The sequence below is a fragment of the Sporosarcina luteola genome (assembly GCF_023715585.1).
GTDB classification, from domain to species: domain Bacteria; phylum Bacillota; class Bacilli; order Bacillales_A; family Planococcaceae; genus Sporosarcina; species Sporosarcina luteola_D.
On the sequence record NZ_JAMBOK010000001.1, the window covers coordinates 22,361 to 49,067 of the forward strand.

At 43.3% G+C, this 26,707-nt stretch carries 30 protein-coding genes; 21 read left to right on the plus strand and 9 right to left on the minus strand.

Annotated elements, in window-relative coordinates:
* Positions 1 to 246: 246 nt before the first annotated feature.
* The gene (locus M3193_RS00205) at positions 247 to 759 is read right to left on the minus strand and encodes a gamma carbonic anhydrase (RefSeq protein WP_251623578.1); all 513 of its coding nucleotides are present in this window, start codon (positions 757 to 759) and stop codon (positions 247 to 249) included.
* Positions 760 to 841: 82 nt separating this feature from the next.
* Between M3193_RS00205 and M3193_RS00210 the strand changes: the two genes are divergently transcribed.
* The 9 genes from M3193_RS00210 (at position 842) to nhaC (ending at position 10,129) form a co-directional block, all read left to right on the plus strand.
* Positions 842 to 1,630, plus strand: coding sequence for an alpha/beta hydrolase (locus tag M3193_RS00210; RefSeq protein ID WP_251623579.1), 789 nt, complete (start codon positions 842 to 844; stop codon positions 1,628 to 1,630).
* A 21-nt stretch (positions 1,631 to 1,651) separates the two neighbouring features.
* Positions 1,652 to 2,251: a histidine phosphatase family protein gene (locus M3193_RS00215; protein WP_353056350.1), complete on the plus strand. Its 600-nt coding sequence runs from the start codon at positions 1,652 to 1,654 to the stop codon at positions 2,249 to 2,251.
* Between the two features lie 93 nt (positions 2,252 to 2,344).
* Positions 2,345 to 2,872, plus strand: coding sequence for a signal peptidase I (gene lepB, locus M3193_RS00220; protein ID WP_251623583.1), 528 nt, complete (start codon positions 2,345 to 2,347; stop codon positions 2,870 to 2,872).
* 64 nt (positions 2,873 to 2,936) lie between these two features.
* Positions 2,937 to 3,122 (plus strand): hypothetical protein, encoded by a 186-nt coding sequence (locus M3193_RS00225; RefSeq protein WP_251623585.1) that lies wholly within the window; start codon positions 2,937 to 2,939, stop codon positions 3,120 to 3,122.
* Positions 3,123 to 3,226: 104 nt separating this feature from the next.
* Complete coding sequence (locus tag M3193_RS00230; protein WP_251623587.1) at positions 3,227 to 5,377, plus strand: ATP-dependent helicase; 2,151 nt, start codon at positions 3,227 to 3,229, stop codon at positions 5,375 to 5,377.
* On the plus strand, positions 5,374 to 5,751 hold the full coding sequence (gene crcB / locus M3193_RS00235) for a fluoride efflux transporter CrcB (protein ID WP_251623589.1): 378 nt from the start codon (positions 5,374 to 5,376) through the stop codon (positions 5,749 to 5,751). Before M3193_RS00230 ends, crcB begins: the two co-directional genes overlap by 4 nt.
* Positions 5,748 to 6,107 carry a fluoride efflux transporter FluC gene (locus tag M3193_RS00240; protein ID WP_251623591.1) on the plus strand — a complete coding sequence of 120 codons (360 nt, stop codon included), beginning with the start codon at positions 5,748 to 5,750 and terminating at the stop codon, positions 6,105 to 6,107. Before crcB ends, M3193_RS00240 begins: the two co-directional genes overlap by 4 nt.
* Positions 6,108 to 6,180: 73 nt before the next feature.
* Positions 6,181 to 8,247 carry a catalase gene (locus M3193_RS00245; RefSeq protein WP_251623593.1) on the plus strand — a complete coding sequence of 689 codons (2,067 nt, stop codon included), beginning with the start codon at positions 6,181 to 6,183 and terminating at the stop codon, positions 8,245 to 8,247.
* A 502-nt stretch (positions 8,248 to 8,749) separates the two neighbouring features.
* Positions 8,750 to 10,129 carry a Na+/H+ antiporter NhaC gene (gene nhaC / locus M3193_RS00250; RefSeq protein WP_251623595.1) on the plus strand — a complete coding sequence of 460 codons (1,380 nt, stop codon included), beginning with the start codon at positions 8,750 to 8,752 and terminating at the stop codon, positions 10,127 to 10,129.
* 38 nt (positions 10,130 to 10,167) lie between these two features.
* On the opposite strand, the gene M3193_RS00255 is transcribed toward nhaC, so the two are convergent.
* The 5 genes from M3193_RS00255 to M3193_RS00275 all read right to left on the minus strand — a co-directional run bounded on the left by M3193_RS00255 (position 10,168) and on the right by M3193_RS00275 (position 14,160).
* Complete coding sequence (locus M3193_RS00255) at positions 10,168 to 10,701, minus strand: isoprenylcysteine carboxyl methyltransferase family protein (protein WP_251623598.1); 534 nt, start codon at positions 10,699 to 10,701, stop codon at positions 10,168 to 10,170.
* Positions 10,702 to 10,711: 10 nt separating this feature from the next.
* Positions 10,712 to 11,791, minus strand: coding sequence for a type III polyketide synthase (locus M3193_RS00260; RefSeq protein WP_251623600.1), 1,080 nt, complete (start codon positions 11,789 to 11,791; stop codon positions 10,712 to 10,714).
* Positions 11,792 to 11,942: 151 nt separating this feature from the next.
* Entirely contained in the window at positions 11,943 to 12,395 is a 453-nt protein-coding gene (locus M3193_RS00265) for a YaiI/YqxD family protein (protein ID WP_251627099.1), read from the minus strand.
* A gap of 417 nt (positions 12,396 to 12,812) precedes the next feature.
* Positions 12,813 to 13,844: a DUF4097 family beta strand repeat-containing protein gene (locus M3193_RS00270; RefSeq protein ID WP_251623602.1), complete on the minus strand. Its 1,032-nt coding sequence runs from the start codon at positions 13,842 to 13,844 to the stop codon at positions 12,813 to 12,815.
* Positions 13,837 to 14,160, minus strand: a complete 324-nt coding sequence (locus M3193_RS00275) for a PadR family transcriptional regulator (protein ID WP_251623604.1) — start codon at positions 14,158 to 14,160, stop codon at positions 13,837 to 13,839. The genes M3193_RS00270 and M3193_RS00275 overlap by 8 nt, the downstream gene beginning before the upstream one ends.
* A 174-nt stretch (positions 14,161 to 14,334) precedes the next feature.
* Here M3193_RS00275 and M3193_RS00280 point away from each other — a divergent pair, with 174 nt between their 5' ends.
* The 11 genes from M3193_RS00280 to M3193_RS00330 all read left to right on the plus strand — a co-directional run bounded on the left by M3193_RS00280 (position 14,335) and on the right by M3193_RS00330 (position 22,666).
* Positions 14,335 to 14,790 (plus strand): hypothetical protein, encoded by a 456-nt coding sequence (locus M3193_RS00280; protein WP_251623607.1) that lies wholly within the window; start codon positions 14,335 to 14,337, stop codon positions 14,788 to 14,790.
* A 12-nt stretch (positions 14,791 to 14,802) separates the two neighbouring features.
* Positions 14,803 to 14,958 carry a hypothetical protein gene (locus tag M3193_RS00285; RefSeq protein WP_251623609.1) on the plus strand — a complete coding sequence of 52 codons (156 nt, stop codon included), beginning with the start codon at positions 14,803 to 14,805 and terminating at the stop codon, positions 14,956 to 14,958.
* Between the two features lie 72 nt (positions 14,959 to 15,030).
* Positions 15,031 to 16,407, plus strand: coding sequence for a leucyl aminopeptidase family protein (locus M3193_RS00290; RefSeq protein WP_251623611.1), 1,377 nt, complete (start codon positions 15,031 to 15,033; stop codon positions 16,405 to 16,407).
* A gap of 120 nt (positions 16,408 to 16,527) precedes the next feature.
* Entirely contained in the window at positions 16,528 to 17,484 is a 957-nt protein-coding gene (locus M3193_RS00295; RefSeq protein ID WP_251623612.1) for a phosphotransferase enzyme family protein, read from the plus strand.
* Positions 17,485 to 17,541: 57 nt separating this feature from the next.
* A complete protein-coding gene (locus tag M3193_RS00300) occupies positions 17,542 to 17,916 on the plus strand; it encodes a histidine phosphatase family protein (RefSeq protein WP_353056351.1) in 375 nt (124 codons plus the stop codon).
* A gap of 181 nt (positions 17,917 to 18,097) precedes the next feature.
* A complete protein-coding gene (locus tag M3193_RS00305; RefSeq protein ID WP_435372005.1) occupies positions 18,098 to 18,535 on the plus strand; it encodes an NUDIX hydrolase in 438 nt (145 codons plus the stop codon).
* A 125-nt stretch (positions 18,536 to 18,660) separates the two neighbouring features.
* Positions 18,661 to 19,926 (plus strand): serine hydrolase domain-containing protein, encoded by a 1,266-nt coding sequence (locus tag M3193_RS00310; protein WP_251623614.1) that lies wholly within the window; start codon positions 18,661 to 18,663, stop codon positions 19,924 to 19,926.
* A gap of 49 nt (positions 19,927 to 19,975) precedes the next feature.
* Positions 19,976 to 20,491, plus strand: coding sequence for a GrpB family protein (locus tag M3193_RS00315; protein ID WP_251623615.1), 516 nt, complete (start codon positions 19,976 to 19,978; stop codon positions 20,489 to 20,491).
* Between the two features lie 37 nt (positions 20,492 to 20,528).
* Entirely contained in the window at positions 20,529 to 21,068 is a 540-nt protein-coding gene (locus M3193_RS00320; RefSeq protein ID WP_251623616.1) for a GNAT family N-acetyltransferase, read from the plus strand.
* A 59-nt stretch (positions 21,069 to 21,127) separates the two neighbouring features.
* A complete protein-coding gene (locus M3193_RS00325) occupies positions 21,128 to 21,619 on the plus strand; it encodes a GyrI-like domain-containing protein (protein WP_251623617.1) in 492 nt (163 codons plus the stop codon).
* A gap of 138 nt (positions 21,620 to 21,757) precedes the next feature.
* Positions 21,758 to 22,666, plus strand: coding sequence for an alpha/beta fold hydrolase (locus M3193_RS00330; RefSeq protein ID WP_251623618.1), 909 nt, complete (start codon positions 21,758 to 21,760; stop codon positions 22,664 to 22,666).
* Positions 22,667 to 22,782: 116 nt separating this feature from the next.
* Here M3193_RS00330 and M3193_RS00335 read toward each other — a convergent pair whose 3' ends face one another.
* The 3 genes from M3193_RS00335 to M3193_RS00345 are packed head-to-tail and all read right to left on the minus strand — an operon-like array spanning position 22,783 to position 25,255.
* Complete coding sequence (locus M3193_RS00335; RefSeq protein WP_251623619.1) at positions 22,783 to 23,739, minus strand: TRM11 family SAM-dependent methyltransferase; 957 nt, start codon at positions 23,737 to 23,739, stop codon at positions 22,783 to 22,785.
* A complete protein-coding gene (locus tag M3193_RS00340; RefSeq protein ID WP_251623621.1) occupies positions 23,736 to 24,296 on the minus strand; it encodes a branched-chain amino acid aminotransferase in 561 nt (186 codons plus the stop codon). Before M3193_RS00340 ends, M3193_RS00335 begins: the two co-directional genes overlap by 4 nt.
* A 56-nt stretch (positions 24,297 to 24,352) precedes the next feature.
* Positions 24,353 to 25,255: a cation diffusion facilitator family transporter gene (locus tag M3193_RS00345; protein WP_251623622.1), complete on the minus strand. Its 903-nt coding sequence runs from the start codon at positions 25,253 to 25,255 to the stop codon at positions 24,353 to 24,355.
* Positions 25,256 to 25,534: 279 nt separating this feature from the next.
* Here M3193_RS00345 and argH point away from each other — a divergent pair, with 279 nt between their 5' ends.
* A complete protein-coding gene (argH, locus tag M3193_RS00350) occupies positions 25,535 to 26,662 on the plus strand; it encodes an argininosuccinate lyase (RefSeq protein WP_251623623.1) in 1,128 nt (375 codons plus the stop codon).
* The last annotated feature ends 45 nt before the right edge of the window (positions 26,663 to 26,707 follow it).

Below are 26,707 nucleotides of genomic sequence, written 5' to 3' on the forward strand. Positions count from 1 at the left end.
TATAGTGGCATTTGTTGCGTTGGTGAGTATTATCATCTTAGTGGTGTCTAAAAATAAATAAAGGTGCCGCTCGACATCGAGCAGCACCCGCCCTATTTAATCCAGCTTCGTATGGCGACCTTACACTGTGCTCGCAATGCTTTGCTTGTGCTCGCAAAAGCTTCGCAAGTGCTCGCAACGCTTCGCTTGTGCTCGCAAAAGCCGTTCTCCGTAACGGCTTTCGCAGGCTAACCGCCACTTCGCTTTTTACTTTTGCATATCCTTGTAAATCCGTCCTTTTTCAATATAGCTGTTCAAGACCCGTTCCATATCAGCCCGGTCCTCTTCATTCAATTCGCGAACCACTTTTGCGGGTGAACCGAGAGCGAGGCAGCCCGGCGGAATTTTCTTGCCTGGCGGGACGAGGCTGCCCGCACCGATGAATGCTCCCTCACCGATTTCCGCTCCATCCAATATGATGGAGCCCATTCCGATAAGCGCGCCTTTACGGACGACACAACTATGTAAGAGTGCCTTATGGCCAACTGTCACATCGTCCTCAATTACTAACGTCTTTCCAGGGCTTTGATGCAGACAGCTTAAATCTTGGATGCTGACCCGTTCACCGATGATCGTCGGGGCGACATCTCCTCTAATGACGGTATTGAACCAGATGGAACTGTCTGCCCCGATTGTTACATCACCGGTTATCGTCACATAATCCGCAACATAGACAGATGGATCGATTTGCGGTGTCTTTCCATTGTATGAGTAAATCATGAAACGTCTCCTCTTTCCTTAAAATCATGTATAATTTATCGTAACATAAAACTTTCATTTACATAACGGGGAGGTGAGTGCCATGTGGAAATGGGAAGCGGAAGGACAGCCGAAAGCGGTTGTTGTAATTGTCCATAACGCGTACGAACATCATCGCCGGTATGCATGGCTTATTCAAAAGCTGCGAAACGGCGGTTTCCATGTCGTCACAAGTGACTTGCCAGGGCATGGTTCTGAAAGCGGAAGAAGAACCCATGATGAACCGTTTGAGTCTTATGTGGATCATGTGAAGAAAATGCTCGACATTGCGCTAGAGGATAATCTGCCGTTATTCGTGCTTGGACACGGACTTGGCGCGACGATTGTCATGCATATTCTGCAACGTGAAAAGCTTGAGTGCGCAGGCTTTGTGTTCAGTTCTCCTTGGCTCTCCTTGAAGCATCAGCCATCCAAGTTTTCAGGAGTGCTGACGAAGCTTTCAAGTTCCATGAAATTGAATCATGACATTACAATAGAATTATTGACGCAGAACAATGATATGTACATAGAGTTCCAGAACGATCAGGACTATAGCTCCGCAATCGTCGCGTCTTGGTATCGTGAGCTGCATGCTATGATGAAATCGATCATATATCATGAAGAAAGTATTTTCGATACACCTGTCCTGATTCACACGGGAGAACAAGATAAAATTACTGACACCTCGTTTGCAAAAAGATGGCTTTTGAACCAGCAGCTCTCGGAATTCCAATATAAGGAATGGAAAAGGCTGTACCATGATCTTTATCAAGAGCCCGAGCGTGAGGAAGTCTATTTGTACATTGAATCGTTTATGAACAATGTACTTCGTTCACTCGGCTATATTGTATAAATCTGAAACCATAAAGGGGAAGTGGTTAGTTTGACAATTATCGGGTTTGTAAGACATGGCGTAACTGCATGGAATAAGGAAGGAAGAGTGCAAGGCAATTCGGATGTACCTCTGGACGAAGAAGGAATCGAAATGGCGAAGCGTGTGGCCGACAGATTGTCGAATGAGCGATGGGATGTCATCTACACAAGCCATCTGATCAGGGCAAAGAAGACGGCAGAAATTATTGCGGAAAAAATGCCGGATGTCGAGCTTGTGGAAGATGCCAGACTACGGGAATTCAGCGGCGGGCTTATTGAAGGGACGACCGAGGAGGAGCGCCTCGAGAAGTGGGGTAAGGACTGGAATGAACAGGACATGGGATTTGAACCGCATGAATCCATCATTTCCCGCGGGTTGGAATCCCTTATGGACATCAAAAACAAGCATGCCGGCAAAAGGGTATTGGTCGTCAGCCATGGCGGATTGATCAAGAGGCTATTAGATGAGCTAATCACGGATACAAAATATGAAACACATCTGGACAACACCTCACTTACCATCGTCAAACTACAAGATGATAAAAATCTATGTGAGCTATTCAACTGCACCGCGCATTTGAAAAACAAAGTTGAGTCTTGATCACCGTTGATCGGGTTCTTTGAGAATAAACCATTCATACCTTCACTGGTCTAGACTATATACTATATAAATAGTGAAATCGGGGGCTTTCAAATGAAAAAAGAAACCACAACTGAAATTTTGTCTTGGATAAAAGCCATTGTAGTCGCTTGCGTACTCGTATTCGCAATCAGGCACTTCCTATTTTCACCGGTCATTGTATCCGGTCAATCGATGGAGCCGACATTTGAATCGGAAAACCGAGTCATCATTTCAAAAATCCACAAGCTTGATCATTTCGATTTGGTCGTCTTCCATGCACCGGGTTCGCAAGAGGATTATATTAAACGAGTGATCGGCTTGCCGGGTGACACGGTTGTCATGAAGGACGACAAGCTCTTCATCAACGGAAAAGAGTATGAAGAAAATTACATTCAAGAGAATAAGGAAAGACTTTTCGAGGATCAAAAATTGACGGAGGACTTTGAAGTGACTGTTCCGGACGGACAGCTTTTCGTGTTGGGCGATAATCGGAGGAACAGCACCGATAGCCGCATAATTGGCTGCATCGATCAGGATTCCGTAGTTGGCAAGGTCGGTTTCAGATTTTACCCACTCAACTCAATTGGCATCCCTAAGTAAAAGATGAGTAACACTTCCGCTTTCGGGTATTCCTATAAAGACTACCTAAAAAGGAGCGATGAAGATGTCTAAAGAAAACATGAACAAAAAAACCGGAAACAAAGACCATACGAATAGGTCCCAAATGGCAGGAACTGAGTATACCGATGAACAACGGCATACAAACGAAGTCGCCTCCACAGCCTATCAAGGCAGCAAGAAGGAAAAAGTGGATATTCAAAACGATAAACTCGAATCAGGCGGCTTTTAGTCCACAACCTCTGCGGAAAATGCAGAGGTTGTTTCTTTTTCATCTACAAAAAAATGCTCGTATGGTAAATTAAGAACATCGTAAGCAAAAGGAGCACCCACGCAATGACTGATTTTTTTACAAGGAAAAAGAATGAACTTCAAATAGAATTAAACGATGTACAGAAAAAAGCCGTGATGCAAACGGAAGGTCCACTGCTTTTATTGGCATGTCCAGGATCAGGAAAAACAACAACAATGATCATGCGGATCGGCTATTTGATCGAGGAGAAGAATGTTAACCCGAATCGCATCAAAGCGATCACATTCAGCCGGGCATCGGCACGTGACATGACAGAGCGTTTCAAACGGTTTTTCCCGCAGTATCCTCCAGTCGATTTCTCGACCATTCATAGCCTCGCATTTACAATCACCCGCACATACTTGCAAAAGACGGGCGCCGCATTCGAATTGATTGAGGGCGGCGGGAAAGAGAAACAGGCGCTTACAAAAACGGCTTTGCTGAAACGCCTCTACAAAGAAGCGCTGCGGGAAGACGGCACGGAAGAAGAATTGGCCTCGTTATCGACATTCATCAGTTATTTGAAAAACAGGATGATCCCTTTCAACGAGTGGGAGCAAGTAGAGGCACCGTTTGAGAAGGCGGGCACCATCGCATTGAGCTATGAACAATTCAAATCGAAGAAGGAAGGGCACCTCCTCCTCGATTTTGATGATATGTTGTCCATTGCAGAACAGGCGTTGCGTATGGATGAACAACTTGCGCGGCAGTTCCGCTCCCGGTATGACTATATTTTGACAGATGAAAGCCAGGACACATCGCTCGTTCAACATCGGATAGTCGAACATCTCGTTGCACACCATGGCAACCTCTGCGTCGTAGCGGACGACGATCAATCCATCTACACATGGCGCGGAGCGGACCCTGCTTATTTACTGAACTTCAAACTAGTATACCCGGATGCAAAATTACTCAGGATGGAACAGAATTACCGCTCCTCCAAAGAGATAGTTGATATAGCCGCCCAATTCATCACTCGTAATAAGCATAGATACATAAAAGAGATGCGGACGGAAAATAAAGAGTCGGGACCGATTGTCATAAAACAATTCGAAGACGCGAAACGGCTTCTGGAATATGTCACATATGAATTGTTGGATGAGCAGAATCTAGAGGAAGTGGCTATTTTATTCAGGAACAATTCTTCTTCCACTATGTATGTCAACGAACTGCATAGAAGGGGGATCCCTTTCTATATGAAAGATGCGGATGACCGATTCTTTTCCCATTGGGTTGTAGAAGATATTTTAAATTTCATGCGCCTCAGCTTTAATATGGAACGAAAGGATATCTTCGCAAAAATCGCCATGAAAATGAATTTATTCATTTCACGTGACATGCTGGCGAAGTTCATGAATCAAACGACATCTGGCAATGTTTTTGAGGCGTTCGTTCAAACAGTCCAATTGAAAGGCAGTCAAATCGAAAAATTGGATACTTGCATTGATGTCTATAAACGGATTCCTGATATGCGTCCAGTCCAAATCATCCGGATGATCCGCTATGAGCTCGAATATGAGGAAGCTTTGAAGAGCCGGGCAGCAAAATTCGGGTACCGGATCGATCATCTTCTTGGCATCCTTGATACACTCGAAGGCATCGCCTCTCAAGTGCGAACGATGGTCGAATTTGCGAATCGTTTGAAGGATTTGGAACAAGCTGTCCAACAGGCAAAATTCAATCCCCCTGAAAATGCCTTGACGTTGTCCACATTTCATAGCGCCAAAGGATTGGAATTCAAGCGCGTGTTTATGATCGATTTATTGAAAGGCATCATTCCTTCCGAAGAGGATGAATTGGACCCACAGATGCTGGAAGAGGCAAGACGATTATTTTATGTCGGGATGACACGTGCAAAGGAACGGTTGGAATTGCTTTCCTACAGGGAGGCGAACGGGAAATCGAAAGAGGATTCAAGATTTATGAATGAAGTGCGGGGAATCTTGATGAAACCCAAAGAACGGAAATCGGAGAAATTAAAAAAAGCCGATTTGTCCACGCTGCCAGATCCGGATGGAATTTATGATAGAACTGTATTATCTGTAGGTATGCACGTCATGCACCGCGTGTTTGGAAGAGGAGTCATTAAAGGAATCGGCGAGGAAAATATCCGAATTCAATTCGGAGAGACTGAAAAGCAGCTATTGCTTGAGACTATTTTATCTCGCCGTTTATTGAAAGAGGTTGAGTTATGAAACAAGCCCTTTTTGTCGGTATTGCAGGAGCAATCGGAGCGATTTGCCGAATAGGGATCGGACGCCTGCTCGAAGGGTCATCGGAGTTTCCAATTGGAACATTGACTGCCAATCTGCTAGGGACATTCATTCTTTGTCTTCTCAGTGCGGGCGTCATTCACCGGCTGACTGCTGATCAGCAACTTCAGACTGCGATAACGACTGGATTTTTAGGTTCCTTTACAACATTTTCCACGTTCAGCATGGAAACGGTAAGCCTCATTCAAAATGGTCAAATGATGCACGCTGCCTTGTATTTCGCCGTTAGTGTTATAGGGGGCCTTACTGTAGGGCTATACGGAATTCGGATAGGCAGCAGGATGGTGAGTGTATGACAGTTGTTGAAGCGATAGTCATCGGTGCGGGAGGTTTTATCGGAGCAGTACTTAGATTTTTCATTGCTGCAATGTTGAATAAAGAAGAAGGGATACCGAGAGGAACATTGGTCGTCAATATGACAGGCTCTTTGCTGATCGGTCTTATTTTCGGCTTTGAATTGCCAACGCTTTGGACAGTCTTTCTTGTATCTGGCTTGGCCGGTGCCCTTACGACTTTCTCAACGCTAATGAAAGAATTGATTCAGTTATGGAGGAGCGGCCAACGAAAGGAAACGGTTCTCTATAGTATTTGGACATTCGGGTGTGGAGCTCTTTTAGCATTTTTAGGTTTTGTCATCGGCCAATTTTGCTAATTTGCTGTTTGTTTGGAGAATCTCTTGACGGGAATAGAGTAGGAGACTACTGAAACCGAATGGAGGAAATGAAATGGATAGAAACCATTCTGTAGATGCCAACAGCAAAGATAAACAATTGGAACAATATCGATCACACGACAAAGGGAAGAAAATGACAACGAATCAAGGGTTGAGAATTTCAGAGGATGAGCACTCATTAAAAGCCGGATACCGTGGTCCGACCCTTATGGAAGACTTCCATTTCCGTGAGAAGATGACTCACTTCGACCATGAGCGAATTCCTGAGCGGGTCGTCCATGCAAGAGGGTATGCAGCCCATGGGGAGTTCGAATTATATGAGTCGATGAAAAAATATACGAAAGCAGCTTTCTTACAAGAACCAGGTTCGAAGACTCCCGTGTTTACACGGTTTTCGACTGTTGCAGGAAGCCGCGGATCCGGTGAGACGGTGCGGGACGTCCGTGGGTTCGCCGTAAAGTTTTATACGGAGGAAGGGAATTATGACCTCGTCGGCAATAATATCCCGGTGTTTTTCATCCAGGACGCCATCAAATTCCCGGATTTAATCCACGCTGTCAAACCTGAGCCGCATAATGAAATGCCGCAAGCCGCTTCCGCGCACGACACATTCTGGGATTTTGTGGCAAACAATCAGGAATCTGCACATATGATCATGTGGCATATGTCCGACCGGACGATTCCGAGAAGCTTCCGGATGATGGAAGGATTTGGTGTTCATACGTTCCGCTTCGTCAATGATGAAGGAATTGCGCATTTCGTTAAATTCCACTGGAAGCCGAAACTCGGGGTGCATTCATTGGTTTGGGATGAAGCCCAGAAGATTAACGGAAAAGATCCTGACTTCCATCGGAGAGACTTATGGGAAGCGATTGAAAGAGGCGATTTCGTCGAGTTTGAATTAGGTGTTCAGCTTATCGAAGAGAAAGACGAATTCATGTTCGACTTCGATATTTTGGATCCGACGAAAATATGGCCGGAAGAAAAAGTGCCCGTCAAAATCATCGGTAAGATGACATTGAACCGGAATGTGGATAATGTGTTCGCGGAAACCGAGCAAGTTGCATTCCATCCGGGCAATGTTGTACCGGGCATCGATTTCACGAACGATCCATTATTGCAAGGACGATTGTTCTCGTATACAGATACACAGCTGATTAGATTGGGCGGACCGAATTTCCACGAACTCCCGATCAATCGTCCGGTCTGTCCATTCCATAATAACCAACGTGATGGATACGGCAGGCAGACAATCAATGTCGGCCAAGTGAGCTACCATAAAAATTCCTTGGCGGGCAATACCCCTTCAGTATCTTCGGAAGAGGAAGGCGGCTATGCCCACTATCAAGAAAAAGTCGAAGGCCGAAAAATCCAAGCGCGCAGTGAATCATTCGCGGACCATTTTTCACAGGCGAAACTTTTCTGGAACAGTATGTCGATTACTGAGAAAAAACATATTGTGGATGCCTTCAGCTTCGAAGTCGGAAAAGTGAAGAGCATGAGTATCAGACAGCAAGTCGTCGATATGTTCGCCAATGTGGATAGAGGATTGGCAACCGCAGTCGCTGAAGCTGTCGGAGTTGAATTTCCGAAAGATGTCGAAGAATCGACTGTCACGGAATCATCTCCTGCATTAAGCCAATTGACGACTGCTAAGCTTCCAGATACACGCAGAGTGGCTGTACTGATCGGCAGCGGGTTCGATGGAGAAGAAGTAGAGTCCGTTGTATCATCTTGCTATGAAGCGGGAATGACCGTTGACCTAGTCGGGGAAAAATTCGGAGTCCTATACGGTGAAGATGAGTTGGCGGTCGAAATTGATGAAACATTTTTGACTGTACATCCAACATTATACGATGCATTATATATCGTGGGTGGCGAAGCAGATAATATGAAGAAATTCACAATGGATATTTCTGATTTCATCAATGAAGCCTATAAGCATTACAAGACAATCGGCATTGCTTCCACAGGAAAAGTATTTTTCGAGGCGTCAAATGCGGAAATGGGGCCGGGCATCATTATGAATGAAGAAACCGGGGCATTTGGGGATGAATTTGTCAATGCCGTCGCTGCACATCGTCATTGGAACCGTAAAGTATACGGCTGGGAAGAATAGGATTGTTGAGTTGCCATACCTGTCTATCCAACGGGTATGGCAACTTTTTTGATGATAATCCGTAAATCAGACTGATGGACTGTTGACTTATCCGGCAAGCCTGGTAATATACTAACATAATCATTCATTTGAACCGAATAATAACGGAGAGTCGACATAGTAATCCTGTTGTGGGCAGTAAAGAGAGACTGAATGGGTAGTGCAAATTCAGGCAGCAGCAGGCATGAAGTACATCGATAGTTTTTCTCCGATTGAAATGAAGTGGACGGCGGGTTTTCCTGTCGTCAAACAGGGTGGTATCGCGGAGAACTCCTTCGTCCCTTATCCAAGGGATGGAAGGGGTTTTTTTCGTCTAGACTTCGGGTGGCAACTGCTCGGGACATAAGTCAGCTCTGCTGCACGGCAAAAGGCGCCGTTTCGCGGATCCGCCTTATGCCTGTCGCAGTTAACCGCCACCCTCCGCTTTTGTAGTGTTTATGCTAAATAGTAGGAGGAGTTCAATATGTTTCATATAAAAGCGATCCATTCGCCAAAGATCTGGGAATCGGTCCTGCTTGTTTTCGGCATCGTGGCGATGATCTTTGTTAGTATAGTTAAACTCGATTCTGTACCTCATTTGCCAATCCTATTTTCAATTTTATTATTGATCGGATACGGCCTTTTAAAAGGGATTCCTTTCCGCAAACTTGAGAAGGGATTAGTGGAAGGAGCTGGATCTGGCCTGGGTGCAGTCTTCCTCTTTTTCTTCATCGGAATTCTCATAAGCAGCTGGATGATGAGCGGGACGATTCCATCGTTGATTTACGCAGGGTTCCATTTAATAACCCCTACATTCTTTTTTGCAATCGTCTTCGCAGTCACAGCCATCGTCGGCATATCGGTCGGAAGCTCCCTGACAACAGTGGCGACGGTAGGCGTTGCGTTCATCGGAATGGCAAGTGTCCTTGAACTGTCACTCCCGATTGCGGCTGGAGCTATCGTTTCAGGTGCTTTCTTTGGGGATAAAATGTCGCCGTTGTCGGACACGACGAACCTCGCGTCATCAATCGTAGGAGTCGACCTGTTTGAGCATATCCGTAACATGGGGTGGACGACGGTGCCGGCATTTATCTTGTCATTTGTCTTGTTTGGAGTGATATCACCGGATGTGAAGACAGGGGAGTTCGATAAGATTGCACTGTTCCAGGAAACGTTGCTCGAGACAGGGATGATCCATTGGTATACAGTCATTCCGTTAGTTGTTTTATTTATCTTGACGATTTTAAAGGTTCCTGCCTTCCTTACATTGGCAATCAGTTCCGCAGTGGCGGTTTTACTTTCATTTCTCCATCAAAGCATTGGATTTTCCCAAGTCCTTGGAATCCTGTTTAGCGGATACGTCTCCACGACCGGCGTAGGGGACGTCGATGCCTTACTGACGCGAGGCGGCATGGAGAGCATGATGTTCACAGTCGCTCTCGTATTGCTCGCGTTAAGCATGGGAGGCTTGCTGTTCACGTTAGGGATTGTCCAAAGTTTGTTGGCGCAGGTTGAAATGCTGTTGAAGAAAGTGTCTTCAGTCATCTTGGCATCCGCAATGACAGCGATTGGCATTAATGTATTGATCGGCGAACAGTATTTATCTATTTTATTGACAGGGCAGGCGTTCCGAACCCAATACGAGAAGGTCGGCCTTGCGAATAAAAACTTGAGTCGTGTCATGGAAGATGCGGGGACAGTTGTCAATCCGCTCGTTCCGTGGAGCGTATGCGGCATCTTCATAACAAAAGTGTTAGGCGTTTCGACAGTCGACTATTTCCCTTTCGCATTCTTCTGCCTGTTATCGCCGATATTAACGATTCTCTTCGGGTATATGGGGAAGACGTTGACACGCACAACATGAGAAAAAGAAACACCGAGGGCATAACCCTCGGTGTTTTGTCATTTATTCAGCTGAAATTCCTCGGTGTAATTCGTAGCATTTCGAAGCGCTTGTTCCTCCGCCGGAATCCGGACAGACATCATCCATAAATTGAGTAGCGAGAAGACGACCGCGGTAATAAATGCATTGAATAATAACGGCAATACTAGCAGCTCCGTGGCGACGATGATGTAATTCGGATGACGGAGCCATTTGTACGGTCCTTTCCGCACAACCTTCGCATTCGGAAGGACAATGATTTTTGTGTTCCAGTACTTCCCTAATGAAGCGAGGCACCAAATCCTCAATAGTTGCGCCGTCAGAAATACGGTCAACCATATCGGCCATGTTGAGGAAATCTGCCGTTGGAAGTAAAAAACCTCCGATATGAGTGCGATAAAAAAGAATGCGTGCATGGCTACCATAAATGGATAATGGGATGCGCCCGCTTCAAAGGCCCCGTGTTCTTTCATCCATTTTTCGTTTCGCCTCGCAATGAATAATTCAATGATCCTCTGCAAAATAATAATAGATAGGACAATACCGATAATCATTCGCGACACCTCATTCCCATTTCAACAGTAGCAATTCACCGCAAAATCCTGGACCAAGCGCAGCCATCAATCCATAATCGCCTGCAGTCGGTTCGGATTCCATGAATTGCTTGAGTACGTAGAGGACAGTAGGGGAGGACATATTGCCGTGATTTCTTAGCACATCTCTCGAAATATCGGTCATTGAACTATCGAAACCTAATGAATCCTCATAAGCTGTCAATACTTTTTTGCCGCCTGGATGCGCGATGAAATGGGTGATATTATTTTTGTTAAGGTTATGTGAACCAAGAAATTCATGTACGAACGGCCCAAGCCAATTGGTAATGATGGATGGAATGCTTTTTGAGAAGATGACATATAAGCCATTGTTTTTTACATCCCACCCCATGACATCTTCGGAATCGGGCATCCATTTCGAGGTGGTGCCGATGATGGAGGGCACCGGAATGTTCGTAGCAATTTCGGATTGATCCCCCGAAATGAGTGCACAGGCGACGCCGTCTGAGAACAAGGACACCCCGACGAGATTGCTCTTCGAATAGTCGTCCTTTTGGAACGTCAAACTGCAGAGCTCGATGGACAGGACCAATACGTTCGCTTTCGGGAAGGCTGTGCAATATTCGAACGCGCGGCTCACACCTGCCGCCCCGCCAGCACAGCCTAATCCCCAAATCGGAATCCGCTTTACATCGTCGCGGAAAGGCAGCCTGTTCATAATGCGGGCATCTATGCTCGGCGTAGCGATGCCTGAACTTGAAATAAAGAAAATCGCATCAATTTCCGATGGATCGACTGCTTGAGCCAATGTAGCGGATTGCTTAAGGCATGCTTGTACAGCCTTCACACCGAAATCGATTGCGTTGCGGATATATAAATCATTCCGCTCTTCAAAATTATGCGGCTGTCCATACCACTCAAGTGGCATGCAAACATCCCGTTTCTCAATATCTCCGTTTTGAAAAACTTTCAACAGCCGTTCAATATCTTTGAATTCTCGGCTGAAAAGGGAGCGTGTCAATTGGACAGCTTCCTCCTGCTTCACCTCATGAGGAGGCAGGACAGTACTGACAGACAGAATTTTTGGCATGAATAGACCTCCGATAATCTTTATCAATCTGTTACCTAGAAAGTTAGTTACTAAACATTGTAAACTGTTGATGGTTGGAAAATAGAATGGCATTTACTGTAGTTTATGAAGTTGGGGAAACGAATATGAAAGCCCGGCTGATATGCGGGCTTCAATCGGTTGGAGAAAGTAGTAGTTTGCACAAACTGCGGAAGTTCAATTTGAATTTTTCATTGCTTTCTTTCGATCGCTTCTTAGGGCCGCGTAGTCGTCCTCCCGCCATCCTGATTTTCTGTGCAGCATGTCGTGCGTATAATAGCTGATCGATATTTTCATTTGTATACAATCTGCCATTCTGATCAATCGGATGACCTTGCTTCGCCAACACCATGGCGGCTAATCCATAATCCTGGGTAACGACAATATCCCCTTTTTGAACTTTATTGACTAGAACGAAGTCGACAGCGTCCGCCCCTTTGGAAACGATAATCGTCTCCGCCCCTTCACGATGCATTTCATGCGCTGTATCACAGATGAGCGTGCAGGGCAAATTGAATTGCTTTGCAATGGAGATTGTTTCATTGATTACTGGACAGCCATCTGCATCCACAAAAATCATCATGATTGTCATGACCTCTTTTCGATTGTTATGTAAGCGTTTTTTATAATCATACTATATATGAATAGATGCCTCACTATATCATATTCATTCGTTTTCTTTTCATTCAAAAAGGGTATGTAAATGCTTCCGCCCGCCAATTAGCGCGGACGAAATTTAAAAAGTGTCGGTGAAGCATAGATAACTATTATGAAAGACGATAATGTGATGTATTCCATAAACAGTTGAAGAGAGGGCGAAGGGTCGCCCTCTCTTTTTATGCTTTCGATTAGGTTTCGGTTGGATTCGAATCGTTATCTATTGAATATGGAAAGTTATCTATTGAATAACCTGAGTTATCTATTGGATGGAGAAGGTTATCTATTGAATCGCCGGAGTTATCTATCGAATCTGTTCATTTATCACCAAAAAGGGACTAAGGAATCATCTAACAGTTATTCTTCCGTTATCCGATTTCAGCCGGATCTGGTGCAATTCCTCGCCGAAACGGCTGCGTGAATTCCGCTCGCCGTAAATATCGATGCGTCCGTGCCCAGTTTTGGCTAGGATGGTCGCATTCGTCGCCTTGTGCAACGTCGTAATTTCAATGCTTCCATTATCGGTCTGGAAATCGATGCTGCGGTCCAAATTATCACCTGCAAGAACGATGCGGCCATTGTCCGTAATTGCTGTCAGCTCCCCGTCAACTTGGTCGAACTCGATGCGTCCATTATCCGATTCTGCGTAAATCGATTCTGCTTCGACATGTCTCATCGTTACCCGGCCGTTATCGGTTTTTGCCTTCAGGCGGTCCGACTGTACTTTCGAAATTTCAATACGGCCGTTATCCGTCTCCGCTTCGAGGGAAGTCGCTGCAAGTTCCGACAATTCAATTCGCCCGTTATCAGTGCGGCACTCAATCTGTTTCCCAATCAGTTTCTCGGCATGGATTCGTCCGTTATCCGATTTCATGGAAATGGATTGATACAATTTCTTTGGAATGAACACCTTCAATGCCACACCCTTCGTATTGAAATTGAATAAGAATAACCAGTGCGTTTTGTTCTTTAATTTAATCCTTAGTGTATCTCCGAGAACTTCTGCGGTCAGTTCCAGTTTCTCTTTCGTCCCCGTCAGCTCGATTCTCGTTTCGGCCGTATCGGAAGGGAGGACGGTAAGCGAGCCATGCTGGACTTCAATATCCACCTTTGTAAAACTGTCATCCTGGATCGTGATCACTTCACTCGTCGGCCTGTCACCGAGGTCAGCTGTTTCTGCAAATGGGTAGGCTTCTAACAGCTCAGCTGCGATCTTTGCAGGCGAGCCAAGGGAAGCTGCAATTTCCTCTTCTGATTTTCCATCATTTCGGCCATTCAAGAAGTATTCACGAATATCCTGGAGAATATCGTTTCTTTCATCTACAGGCAAACGTTTCAAAGCTTGTTCCAGCTCACTTATAAATCGATTTTCAGTCATGGCGAACGCCCTCCTCAATCAATGTATTAACCCCTTCAGTAAAACTGCGCCATTCATTCAATTGCTCGTGAAGATAGTTCCGTCCTGCATCCGTCAATTTGTAATACTTGCGGGGTGGCCCTTCCGTCGATTCCTGAAGGTACGTCGTGAAATAGCCTTCTTTCGTCAGGCGCCGCAGCAAAGGATAGACTGACCCTTCGGAAATCGAAATCTGGTCTGAAATCTTCTGGACCAGTTCATAGCCGTATCGATCCTGTTTATCCAAAAGAACGAGGACACATAAATTCAACACGCCTTTTTTGAATTGGATATTCATGAATCATTCTCCTTTCCGGTATTGTTCATTGAACAATACTGACTTATCAAATATACCGATTGGGTACAATATAGCACACGGTATTATTCATTGCAAGGTACTGTGAAAAATAATTTATCCGAAACTTTTTCATTGACCACACGTATATGAGGTATGAAGTAGGAGGGACCCAACATGTTCGGAAGAAAAAAGTCGAAAACAGAAGAAGCAAGCACAACGTATTTCAACGTCGGCATCATTTCGGTCAATGAACTAGACGATGACCAGTATGAAACGTGGACAGACGCATTGATGGATGCAGCTGAGAATGTAGGATCTACGACTTCTTTATTGCAGGCCGATTGGAATGAAGAGCAAGTAAAGATCCTTACTAATCGATTTCCGGAAGTGGAAACGAACAAAACATTTTTTATGATAAATGAAATCATCCATGAAGATATTAAAAATGAAATTAAACTGCTGGAGCAAAAACATAAATGGAAGAAGTTCTTTAATACGATTCCGCTGACGGATTATATTGAGGCGGAGGATCGTGTAGTGTTGGACGCAAGCAAAACGCTATTTTGTACAAATGATGTGCAGGAAGCTGCGAGATTTCTACAAAATCAGGCTGGACAGGTAGTCAATTAAGGAGGAAACGTAATGGAAGGAAGTTATTTCGTTGGATGGGGAACGCTAGCATTGATTAACGCAGGAATTGCACAAGGAAAAAATAGGAGCGGACTGAATTGGTTTTTCCTATCACTGCTATTAGGTCCTTTCGCAACATTTTGCCTCGTCATTGCTGATAAACGATAACTTTTTCAAAAATGCAGACCTATGGTAAACTATTTCTGTAATCGAAATAAATAGTTGTAGGGGGAATTGGTAATGACAGAAGTGAAGATTATCTTTGCAAAAGACGATCTGGTTAGCGGGAACGAAGCACGGCAGAATTTTGTTGCGCAGCAGAAGGCTGGCCATTGTTCGGTCTTAATTGAAGACACGCATTACGTCGTCATCAAGGAAGTCGAAAAGGCAAATTTGGAAAAGGTCCGGGCGACGGCAGGAAACATTGCTCGTGATTTGGCAGCGCAAAAGGTGGAAAAGGCGACTATGCAGCAAGGTGTCCTAGGGAATGTGTTTGCCGGTTTGCCGAAAGAGGATGTGTATACCGCCTTCGCAGAAGGTTGGGATCTAGGTTCCTATCAATTCCTATCTTATAAATCAGAGGCGGAACGTTTCAATACTGAATTGCGAGTAGATGAAAGCGATATGCAAGCAGCCATTCAAACGGGAAAAATCCGTGCTGCTGCAACAGCCTTCTCACGTGACTTGATGAATGAATTGTCGGACGTCCTGAACCCTGAATCGTATCCTGAAGTATTGAAGCAAAAGTTCGAAGGGAAAGATGTTGATGTAACCGTCCACGGCAAAGAGCAGCTGGAAGAGATGGAAATGAACGGTCTACTGACGGTTTGCCGGGGAAGCAAATACAAGCCATCCTTCGTGGAAATCCGTTATGAAGGGGATGCCTCTAAACCACTTGTCGCGCTCGTCGGAAAAGGCGTTACATTCGATACGGGGGGCATCAGCCTGAAAAGCGGCAAAGATTTAAGTGATATGCGTATGGATATGGGCGGTTCCGCAGCAGTTGCGGGAGCCATGCAGCTGCTCGTCGAATCTCAGGCAAAAGTGAATGTCATCGCGTTAATTCCGATGGTAGAAAACACGCCGGATGCAAATTCCGTATTCCCGGGTGAAGTCATCCGTTATAAAAACGGAAAAACAGTTCAAGTGGGCAACACGGATGCAGAAGGACGCCTCATCTTGGCGGACGCACTTATCCGCGCTGGTGAACTGAATGCTGAATATATCGTTGATATTGCAACATTGACAGGTGCCATCGTCAATGCGCTAGGCTCGGAAATCGGCGGCGTCTTCGGCGATGAGGAATTGTCTTTCATTTTGAAAAAAGTAGGCGATCAAAACGGTGACTTCGTCTGGCCAATGCCATTGGTCGAAGCATACGACAAGTCGCTGGCAAGTGATTACGCAGATATGAACAATATCAGTTCATTGAACTTTGCAGGCTCCATCACAGCAGGCCTATTCCTACGCCGCTTCGTGCCGGAAAACAGCAAATGGCTCCACGTCGACATGGCCGGCATGATGAGCAAGTCAAGCGCATCAGGCTATTATGCAAAATCAGCGACGGGCTATGGTGCAAGGCTGTTGGCTGACTACACAGTAGAAGTTTCAAAATAATAAAGAACGAAGAGGATATATGTTCAAATTGAACATATATCCTCTTTTTGAATTGTAAATTTAGTCTATTATGTATAAAATGTATGGAAATATCTGATTTTTAGAAAGGTGAACTTTCAAATGACTTATAACGGAGAGTCGACACAATTAATTAAGATACTTAATGAATTGTATCCAGTAGAGTTACTAACAGTTCAATCGGTAACAAATGAGATGTATCGATGTACTGCCAAGAACGACGTTTATTTCGCCAGAGTCACCAATTATAAGTCTTACGATGAACAGCTTGAAAAAGTTACGTATACAAACTATCTGAATAAAGAAGGGTTGGCAGTATCGCCGGCAATTTCTTCACTGAACCGGAATGTAGTAGAAAAAATAATACTTGGCAACAAAGAAATGTTGACTGTTTTATACAAAGCAGCGCCTGGAATCCAATTACCAAGAGAACAGTGGAATGCAGATGTATTAAAAGAACTAGGCCGGCAAATCGGTAGACTGCATCGTTTTTCGAAGAAATTCGAAGAAATCCATCCGGTAAAGTATATCAACGATTGGAATGACAACGAGGAATACGCTTTTCTCAAATATATCCCTGAAGAAGAAAGTGCAATTAGAGAGATTGCGCAAGACGTTTTATCAGCGATTCAAGGGTTGCCAAAAAATCGCTCGAACTACGGGTTGTTGCACGGAGATTTGTGGTTGGAAAACGTATTGGTTGATGAGGATTCAAAATTGTCCCTGGTTGATTTTCAGGACTGTGAAAAAAACTTTTACATTTATGATTTAGCGGTTCCAATCTACAGCGCAATCGAGTATTCGTTTGTGGGAGGCGGCAATATTGTCGATTATGGACGTAATATCACAAAAGCAATTATTGATGGATACCAAGAGCAACATGACCTTCCTGCTGAAATATTAAAACTCCTTCCTTTGTTTATTAAATTAAAGGAAGTATTCGAATACAGTTTAATGCATATGTACTGGAATAAAGAAAAGTTGACGGAAGAGCAGATTAGAATCATGAACAATTATAGGACGAGGATTGAACGAAATCATTCGATTATAGACATGTAGTATTTGAACGCATTCTGGTTGGGGCGCAAAAGAAAAGTATGTTAAAGGGGAGCTCTTATGATCTATGTAGTAAGACATGGCCAAACAGATTGGAATAAAGACCGAAAACTGCAAGGGAGAATGGGATTACCGCTAAACGAGACTGGAGTAGAACAAGCTGAAGTATTAAAAGATAAAATCCGAAAAATAAAGTTTGATCTTGTATTTTCATCTCCGCAAGAAAGGGCTGTGCAAACAGCCGAGATTATAACGGGGGTACGAGCTGTTGTTGACGACAGATTAGATGTATTTGACCTAGGTGAAGCTGACGGTTTACCGATTAGTGAAGTCAAGATGGTTGGATCATTACCGGATACTTCTATTTATAAAGAGATTGAAGAGCCAACTGAATTTGTAAGCAGAGTGTGTGATTTTATGAAAGAACTCGAATAGCAATACGGAGATACTGACCTAAATATTCTCATTACCGGCCACAGATGTACCACTGGTTGTATTGGCGCTTATTTCAAAGGGATTCCTACTAATGGAAATGTGCTTAGATATTCCTCGGACACGGGAGATTATAAGACATATAATTTTTAAGAGTTTTTCTCACATAACATAGAAGGGGGCAATGACTTTGGGACAAAACACAACAAATGATTACACACCACCTAAACATTTTATTTCTGCTGCCACGATTGTACTCAATGATCAAAATGAAATCCTATTAATTAAAGGTCCCCAGAGAGGTTGGGAAATGCCAGGTGGAATTGTTGAGGAAGGCGAGTCTTTGAAAGATGCTGCAATTAGAGAAACGAAAGAGGAGTCAGGTATTGATATTGAAATTCTTGAATTCTGCGGTATATTTCAGAATGTAAACAAGTCAATTTGTAATACACTGTTCTTGGCAAAGCCGATAGGAGGCAAATTAACAACTTCCCCAGAGAGTTTAGAAGTAGGGTTCTTTCCAATCGAACAGGGCCTTGAGATGGTAACTGTGGGGAACTTCAGGCAACGAATAGAGTACTGTCTTGATAAAAGTATTCATCCATTTTATGTGGAATTTTAAATTTGCTAAAATATCGTTACTGGAAGGCGCTATACATGGGTTTTATCAAAACGAATTAGAGATATTAAATTGAACTGGTGGAATCAGCTAGATCTGTCTATTACTTTTGTATGGAGTGTGACCTTATGCAAGAACTACAATCGAGACTAGAAATTTATATTAATAAATATCTAGACTGGTGGGATTTTTACGGTGTTATCCAAGTGACCAATAAAGGGGAAGTACTATTTAAAAATGCATATGGCTTTGCAAATATCGAGTTTGACATAAAAAATGATATAAACTCGCGCTTCTCCATCGCCTCTATGTCAAAACAGTTTACGGCCTTTGCAATTATGCTTCTCTATGATGAAAAAATGCTGGATATCGATAAACCTGCAAACTACTACCTACCTGATGATATGCAGATTGACGAGTCAATTACTGTTCATCATTTGTTGACGCACACCTCAGGATTACATAATTTCACGAACTTTGAAGATGATTTTTTTGGCGGTTATAACAGAATGAATTACTCATTAGACTATTTTTTTCGGAATTATATTAATAAAAAACCTACAACTCCGGCAGGTACAGCATTTGATTATAATAACTCCAACTATAATTTGCTTGCATGGATCATTGAAAATGTTTCAGGAGAATCATACGTTGAATTTCTAAGAAACCACCTATTTCTGCCTTTACAAATGATGAATAGTGATGTTGATGATGGCTGTAAACCTATTAAAAACCGATCATCAAATTACGTAAAAGATTTTAATAAAACCGTAAAATGCCCGTATTTTAACGAGAAATTCAGTATCGGTGCAGGTGCTATCGTTTCAAACTGTGAGGATTTGTATAAGTGGTATACATGTTTGCGAGATTGGAAACTACTTTCCGAGGAAGCGTATACAAGATTCTTTAGCGTGAACCAAAATAATTACTGTTATGGCCTGGAGCATCACTATGTTTACGGGACGGACAGGTATTCTCATGGAGGGGATCACCTGGGAATTAGTACATATATGCAGAGTTATTTCGATGAAGATATTTGCATCATCATTCTTTCCAATAATGAAGCGATAAATCAGTACAGATTGGGAAATGCAATTTCAGATATTATCCATCATGTTGACATAGCTGCCCCGACTAAGCACCAAGAGATTCAAATCAAAGAAAGTCAGCTTGAAACGTATTGTGGAACATACCTGAAGGATAAGATCGAAGTACAATTGATTGATGGCAAATTATACTTTACAAGATTTACCGGAAATTTTCACATTGAAATCTACCCAGTGGGTGAAGGGAGATTTGTTCGAAGATATTATGATCAAATCGCCCCCTATAGAATTGTGGAAAATGAAAACGGTGAGATGTCGTTTTTCGGATATGTTAAAGAATCCTTATGAAGATGGGTTTTGGCATACTGAAATTAGGAGTTTGAGAGGAGGAATGAATTTGAAAATCAGGTTGACGGAGTACGATGAAAATTGGATTCAATTGTTCAATGATGAAGTCCTATTCTTGAGAGGGATATTCGGTGAGGAAATAATCAAATTTGAACATTTTGGCAGTACCGCTGTTCCAGGTATGAAGGCAAAGCCAGTCATTGATATGATGTGTCTCGTGAAAGACATTAAGAAAATCGATACGTTCAATGAGCAGATGCATTCGCTGGGATATGACGTTGCTGGTGAATGGGGGATTGAAGGCAGAAGGTTGTTTCGCAAAGGAGGAGAAAACAGAACCCATCACATTCATGTTTATCAGCAGGATAACTTCCAAATACAACGACATCTGATTTTGCGAGATTATTTAAGAGCTTACCCTGATGTAGCAGCACGATATACATCCTTAAAAGAAGAGTTAGCTCAACGATATGATGATACAACTGTATACAGCAAAGCTAAAAAGCCTTTTGTAGAGGAATTGGAACAGAGTGCGTTGAATTGGTTTAAAAGTCAAGGATTATAACGATCTCGGTGATATAAAGTCAATGGAGGAGATTTTTATGAATTATAACCTAAGAAGTGAAAGGGTCATTCTAAGGGAAATGGAAGAAAACGATTGGATAGATGTTCACAAATATGCATCGCAAGAAAAGGTTTGTCAATATCAGCCTTGGGGACCCAACTCAGAGCAAGAATCCAACGATTTCGTGAAGCAAGTTCTCAAAGATGCAGGGAAGGATCCGAGAATCCGATTTGTCTTTGCAGTAATTGTTAAGGAAAGCGGCAAAATGGTTGGTGCAGGAGAGATAAATATTAGAGACTTTAGCAATAGAGTCGGCGAAATAGCATACATAATGAATCCTCAATACTGGGGGAAGGGATTTGCGACAGAAGTAGCGAAACTATTAATTGCACATGGTTTTAGTGATTTTCATCTCCATCGTATTTTTGCAACTTGTGACCCGAGAAATATTGGTTCATTAAAAGTCTTAGAAAAGGTGGGAATGATAAAGGAAGGTAGACTGCGCGAGGATTTATTAATAAAAGACGGTTGGCGTGATTCGTTATTATACAGCATATTAGAGCAAGAGTGGGTTTGATTTTTGTGAATTCAAGTTACAAGAGAAAAAGAAAGCTTATATTACAAAGGAGATTTATGATGAAAAACTTCGATTATGAAATAGTAGAGATACCGGCGTATCGAGGAATCGGATTAAAGTGGGAGGGCCCATACACAGAGGTTAATACTTTAAAAGAACTTATTGCTACCATGAGCATTCGAGTAGGGGAGTTAGACTATGCGGTTAATCCAAAAGTCCAATTAGGACTGTCATATCACCTAAGACCTGATGGGTTTGTACATTATTCTATATATGAAGTTAGTGAAGAACAACCGCTCCTCAATGGCATGGTCGAATTAAATGTACCAGCGATGACTTACTTAAGTACACATCATAAAAAAGATCAAGACATCGGCCAAACTTATGACAATATCTTTCAGTGTCTGAAGGAAAGTGACTATGAGCCATTTAGGGAGCCTGATGTGGAATATTTCGATCGTTTACCGATAAAACACGAAAGATATCCGCATGATCGCGATGTTAACAATCCACATTTTGATATTTTAATCCCTATTAGCAAGAGGACATAAATTCATTAATCTGTTGTTCAATAATTGGGTGCTTTGACAGGATGGAAATCAAACCTTTCTGGAACAAAAATCCATATTATGAAGTAAACAAAAAATCCGCTTTGAAGTTCAGAGGAAAGTGTATCCGATATTAAAAGGATGATTATAATTAACCAAAATCTAGTCGTAAATAATAAAAAAATAGAAGTTCTACATAAAGGAAGCCGCGGTATACCAATCGTTATATTGACTGGGATGGGTTGTTCCTTTGATGATTGGCATGAAATTACGGAGGAACTGAGTAATAAGAATAAAGTAATTATGTTTCATAGGCCAGGTCTTGGAATGAGCGATATTGGAAATCAAAGCAGAACGACACAAGCTGTCGCTGACGAGTTAAAGCAAGTGCTTCTTCAATTGAAGATCCGCGAGCCAATCGTTTTGGTTGGCCATTCTTATGGCGGATTATGCGCGCAGCACTTTGTAAAATTATATCCTAACCACATACTAGGGGTAGTATTAGTAGATTCTACTTCTGTTGATTTTAGCGTTCTCGATAAATTAAATTTGCCTGTTTTAGAGAAGGAATCTACTGATGAAGCGTGGATTGAAAAATGTAACATTTATTCTTCAATGAACAGAGAAGAGCTGAGCAAAATAATAAGTCCTTCGCTAACTACGAAACAAAGACAATTCCCACTGAAAATACAGGAGAGATTGTTAGAATTTCAATTGAATCCAACATTGTACAAGGCGATGTGTTGTGAGTTGAAACACTGGAAAAAAGATGCGGAAATTATAAAGGGATTAGGTGATTTTCCCGACGTATCACTATTAGTTATCGGCAGGGATAAAGAATACTGTATTAAGCTAGGCGTTGAGGAAGGACTTCCGGAATCGGAATTGCGGGTATTTGAAGAGAAATGGCAAGAACTTATTATTGACCAGGCTGATTTAACCGAGAAAAGCAATCTGGTTTTTGCCGGGCAATCAGGTCACTTAATATATTTGGATAGACCTGATGTTTTGATACAGTGCATCACTGATCCAAGTTTTTTGGAAAAGTGAAAACAGTGGTGATTAAATAAAGAGGTTACGTCATAGGGAAAAAATGACGTAACCTCTGGAAATCAGGCAAACCTCTTCACTCGTCCCACCCCTTTGTTTCTCTGAACACTCCTCATTCATTCACAAACAACAATTTGCCGCTCGAACGTCCCTTTTTTCGCTACACAGCGATCAACAATCGTAAAGCCTGCTTCAATAATCATATGATCCATCGGCTCAATCGTGACAACGACGAGTCTCGAAGTGATTCGTCTAGCGTCATTTAAAATATCCTGTTGTCCTTCAGCGGTGATGTGAGTGAAGAGATTGTAGGGCATGTCAATAATCGCAGCATCATATGTATCCGTCACTTTTGAAATAGGACCGATGACAACTTCCCCCTCTAACCCGAAGTGGGCAAGGTTCTTCCTGGAGCCGAGACAGACGAGAGGGTTAATGTCCCTGCCGACAATATCAATGCCCATGGAGCGCGCTTCGACCAAGACCGTGCCGATTCCGCAGCAAGGATCGATTGCCCGAATCCCTTCCGGATGCGGCACAGCGATGTTTGCGACTGCCCGGGCAACGCGTGTACTCAGCGCAGTGGAATACATATGGGGCTTCTGCATATGAAACCGCCAGATCGGCTCACTTTCGACTAAAATGCCGAAATGCCAAACTTCATCCAGCAAGACGATTCCGAAATTGACATTCGGCTCCAGTAAATCGGCTTCCCCTTGGATCACTTCACCAATCTTCCGCTCAATGCTGCGCCTTTCCGGATGATGGAGCTTTACAGTTGTATCAAGGGCGATTGAGTTTATGCAAGTCACTTTGAATGTCTTATGGGTGACAAATTCAGATGCCTGCTCAATGATATCGTCCAAGTCGTTACCGGAAAATAGAACCTCCAGACGCTCCTTCATGAAAGGGCTCCTGCTCGGTTCTATCTTTACGCTGCTCTTGATGACGTTCGATGGACTGTCAAAGCCGAAAAAGGCTCTCATTTCCAATCGGCAAAGATCATGTTCGTCTGTTTGCCTTACATATGTGTAGATGAATTTCTTGTTATCCGCTTCAAATGCATGTTTCAATTTGCCGCCTCAATTGCTTCAAGCAAATTGAAGATGAATCGATAGGCGAGGTCCATTGCATCTTTTATTGCCATATCCTTTTGAAAGCCTTCCAGTTGGTCGAGCGGTATGTTGACATCCCATAGTCCGTCCTGGTCAGAAAACATGGCACTATAGGTTTTCAAGCCGACATTCGCAGCCAAATAATCCTTCAGGAAAGTGCCCCATTTCTTCTGTACTTTCAAACCGAAGAGGACAGTGATCGTTTCGAAAACATCATCCATTTCAATAGCGATTCCATCGACGCCGATTGTATCAAGTCCATTTGATTCGACGTACAAAAATTCATCGGAGTTCTTTGTGAAGTAAGAGACTGGTTCATTCATGAATGATTCCGATTCAACTTTGATCACTTCTTCTGTCTCTTTCAAGCATCTTTCGATGACTGGAAAGCTCCAATCTTTACTTTTAATTTCCTTATTCTCTTCAATCAATCCTTGTTTTACTGCATACTTTTTTTCAATAAGGAACAATGATTCATTATCAGCGACGTATCGCGTAATTTTATCTTTTAACATCAATGACACTCCTTTTCACTCACCAGTATACATCACTTCATAGCTCTTATGCCGGGTTATTCATCCGGATACCAAGGATTCAAATGGATGAGCACTTCATCCACATCCTCGTGTTCATTGATGATTAAATTCCGAATTGCACTCGAAATATCATGGCCTTCCTGAATCGTCATCGTTCCGGAAATGCCAATCCGTAAATCGACAAGCACATAATGTCCGTGCTCGCGTGCACGCAGCCTGTCGATCCTCTTCACTTCAGGGACTGTACGAATCAACGCTGCAAATTCCCGGAGCCGCTCTTCGGACACGTTCCTTTCCATCAGAATATCCATTGAATCTTTCCCAATCTCATAAGCAAGTCTGAGGACGAGCACAGAGACGATTACCCCTGCGAAAGGGTCTCCGTATAACAGGAAAGGGATCTGATAGGCGTCGCCGATCAATGCCAGACCGATACCGACAACAGCTGCGAGCGATGCATAGACATCTGCCAAATGGTCATACGCCGTTGCAATTAATCCTTTACTGTTCACTTTTTTGCCGATGCGCATCGTGTAGAGATAGAGTGCCTGCTTCCAGACGAGGGATATGATGGCTGTAAGTAAAGCGATGCCACTTGCTTTCGCCGGCTCCTCAAAGAAAGCTTTGACAGCTTCATATCCAATATAAACGGCTGCAATCCCTAAAATAATCGCAACAATGCCAGACCCGATGACCTCAGCTTTCCCATGTCCGTAAGGATGGTCGTCGTCAGCTGGCCGTTGTGAATAGCGCATGGATGTCAAGGCCGCGGCTGATGCGACGACATCTCCAGCGTTATGGAAGCCATCCGCCAGCAAGACGGGACTGTTGAACAGCACCCCAACAAGGATTTTCAGGACGGTTAAAACGATATTGCTCATCAAGCTGATCCAAATCGCAAAAACGGAAGCGATGGAATGGTTTTGATTAGTTGTCATTTATCTGGCCTCCAAGCATATTTTCCCTGGGGAAACAAAAACCCTTGACATATTGTTGTCAAGGGTCGGGCAAAATATAATCTATTGTTGCTGTATCTATAAGTACCATGGTCATCACTCTTTTTTTCGTCAGTGAACCAAGCATAGCATTAACCAGTAATACGGGCAAGGAATGGTACATAGGTTGGTCGACCTGAATCGGATTTCATTGCAATTGCTAGATTTATTTATTATAATACAATAAAATGAATAAAAATACATACGAGAGGTTGATACGTTATGAAACTTTGGGGAGGCCGTTTCACAAGCCGTGCTGATGAAATTATGGAGCAGTTCAATACTTTATTACCGGTAGACTATCGATTATATAAAGAAGATATTACAGGGAGCCTTGCGCATGTTACGATGCTCGTCCATACAGATCTGCTGACACCTGAAGAAGGGGATTTGCTCGTTCAAGGCTTGGAATCCATCTTGCATGATATCGACAATGGCGAACTTGTCATCGAAGGCGATTACGAAGACATCCATTCATTTGTGGAGATGCATTTGACGGAACGAATCGGGGAAACGGGGAAGAAGCTCCATACTGCACGCAGTCGAAACGACCAAGTGGCGGTCGATATGCGCCTGTATGCTAAGAATAAAGCGGTCGAAGTGATGGACGGCTTGCAGACTCTGATCGATTCCTTGCATGTAAAAGCTGCAGCGAATAACGTCATCATGCCTGGATATACACATTTGCAGCGAGCTCAAGTCGTCACATTCGGCCATCATTTGGGAGCCTATGAGCAAATGTTCAAGCGGGATAAAAAACGTGTCGGCAATGCACTTGAGCTGCTCGATGAAAACCCGCTAGGCTGCGGAGCGCTTGCCGGGACGACCCATAATATCGACAGAAACGTGACGACAACACTATTAGGCTTTTCGAAGCCGGTCGATAATTTTCTCGATGGTGTGAGCGACCGGGATTATATGCTGGAACTCATGTCGGATTTCTCCATTATCATGATGCACTTGAGCCGTTTAAGCGAAGAGTTGATTTTATGGAGCAGCCAGGAATTTAAATTTATCTCGATGGCAGATGCGTACTCCACGGGCAGCAGCATCATGCCCCAGAAGAAAAACCCGGACGCAGCGGAACTCATTCGAGGCAAAACCGGAAGAGTATACGGCTCCTTGTTCGCCTTATTGACGACATTGAAAGGTTTGCCTCTGACATACAATAAGGACATGCAGGAGGATAAAGAGCAGTTTTTTGACGCGCTCGACACCGTCCTTGATTGTATGGAAATCATGTCTAAGATGATCGACACATTGACAGTGAATGCAGACAATATGAAAGCGGCCATCAAAGCGGGAACCAGTAATACGGGCAAGGAATGGTACATAGGTTGGTCGACCTGAATCGGATTTCATTGCAATTGCTAGATTTATTTATTATAATACAAT

Bases quoted from the DNA above. Each gene is read 5' to 3' on its own strand.
- M3193_RS00205 (WP_251623578.1), bottom strand. From the start codon at position 759: ATGATTTACTCATACAATGGAAAGACACCGCAAATCGATCCATCTGTC.
- lepB (WP_251623583.1), top strand. From the start codon at position 2,345: ATGAAAAAAGAAACCACAACTGAAATTTTGTCTTGGATAAAAGCCATT.
- argH (WP_251623623.1), top strand. From the start codon at position 25,535: ATGAAACTTTGGGGAGGCCGTTTCACAAGCCGTGCTGATGAAATTATG.
- M3193_RS00325 (WP_251623617.1), top strand. From the start codon at position 21,128: ATGAAAAACTTCGATTATGAAATAGTAGAGATACCGGCGTATCGAGGA.
- crcB (WP_251623589.1), top strand. From the start codon at position 5,374: ATGAAACAAGCCCTTTTTGTCGGTATTGCAGGAGCAATCGGAGCGATT.
- M3193_RS00270 (WP_251623602.1), bottom strand. From the start codon at position 13,844: ATGACTGAAAATCGATTTATAAGTGAGCTGGAACAAGCTTTGAAACGT.
- M3193_RS00285 (WP_251623609.1), top strand. From the start codon at position 14,803: ATGGAAGGAAGTTATTTCGTTGGATGGGGAACGCTAGCATTGATTAAC.
- M3193_RS00295 (WP_251623612.1), top strand. From the start codon at position 16,528: ATGACTTATAACGGAGAGTCGACACAATTAATTAAGATACTTAATGAA.
- M3193_RS00255 (WP_251623598.1), bottom strand. From the start codon at position 10,701: ATGATTATCGGTATTGTCCTATCTATTATTATTTTGCAGAGGATCATT.
- M3193_RS00340 (WP_251623621.1), bottom strand. From the start codon at position 24,296: ATGTTAAAAGATAAAATTACGCGATACGTCGCTGATAATGAATCATTG.
- M3193_RS00330 (WP_251623618.1), top strand. From the start codon at position 21,758: ATGATTATAATTAACCAAAATCTAGTCGTAAATAATAAAAAAATAGAA.
- nhaC (WP_251623595.1), top strand. From the start codon at position 8,750: ATGTTTCATATAAAAGCGATCCATTCGCCAAAGATCTGGGAATCGGTC.
- M3193_RS00290 (WP_251623611.1), top strand. From the start codon at position 15,031: ATGACAGAAGTGAAGATTATCTTTGCAAAAGACGATCTGGTTAGCGGG.
- M3193_RS00280 (WP_251623607.1), top strand. From the start codon at position 14,335: ATGTTCGGAAGAAAAAAGTCGAAAACAGAAGAAGCAAGCACAACGTAT.
- M3193_RS00210 (WP_251623579.1), top strand. From the start codon at position 842: ATGTGGAAATGGGAAGCGGAAGGACAGCCGAAAGCGGTTGTTGTAATT.
- M3193_RS00230 (WP_251623587.1), top strand. From the start codon at position 3,227: ATGACTGATTTTTTTACAAGGAAAAAGAATGAACTTCAAATAGAATTA.
- M3193_RS00245 (WP_251623593.1), top strand. From the start codon at position 6,181: ATGGATAGAAACCATTCTGTAGATGCCAACAGCAAAGATAAACAATTG.
- M3193_RS00310 (WP_251623614.1), top strand. From the start codon at position 18,661: ATGCAAGAACTACAATCGAGACTAGAAATTTATATTAATAAATATCTA.
- M3193_RS00240 (WP_251623591.1), top strand. From the start codon at position 5,748: ATGACAGTTGTTGAAGCGATAGTCATCGGTGCGGGAGGTTTTATCGGA.
- M3193_RS00260 (WP_251623600.1), bottom strand. From the start codon at position 11,791: ATGCCAAAAATTCTGTCTGTCAGTACTGTCCTGCCTCCTCATGAGGTG.
- M3193_RS00225 (WP_251623585.1), top strand. From the start codon at position 2,937: ATGTCTAAAGAAAACATGAACAAAAAAACCGGAAACAAAGACCATACG.
- M3193_RS00345 (WP_251623622.1), bottom strand. From the start codon at position 25,255: ATGACAACTAATCAAAACCATTCCATCGCTTCCGTTTTTGCGATTTGG.
- M3193_RS00305 (WP_435372005.1), top strand. From the start codon at position 18,098: ATGACTTTGGGACAAAACACAACAAATGATTACACACCACCTAAACAT.
- M3193_RS00300 (WP_353056351.1), top strand. From the start codon at position 17,542: ATGATCTATGTAGTAAGACATGGCCAAACAGATTGGAATAAAGACCGA.
- M3193_RS00320 (WP_251623616.1), top strand. From the start codon at position 20,529: ATGAATTATAACCTAAGAAGTGAAAGGGTCATTCTAAGGGAAATGGAA.
- M3193_RS00275 (WP_251623604.1), bottom strand. From the start codon at position 14,160: ATGAATATCCAATTCAAAAAAGGCGTGTTGAATTTATGTGTCCTCGTT.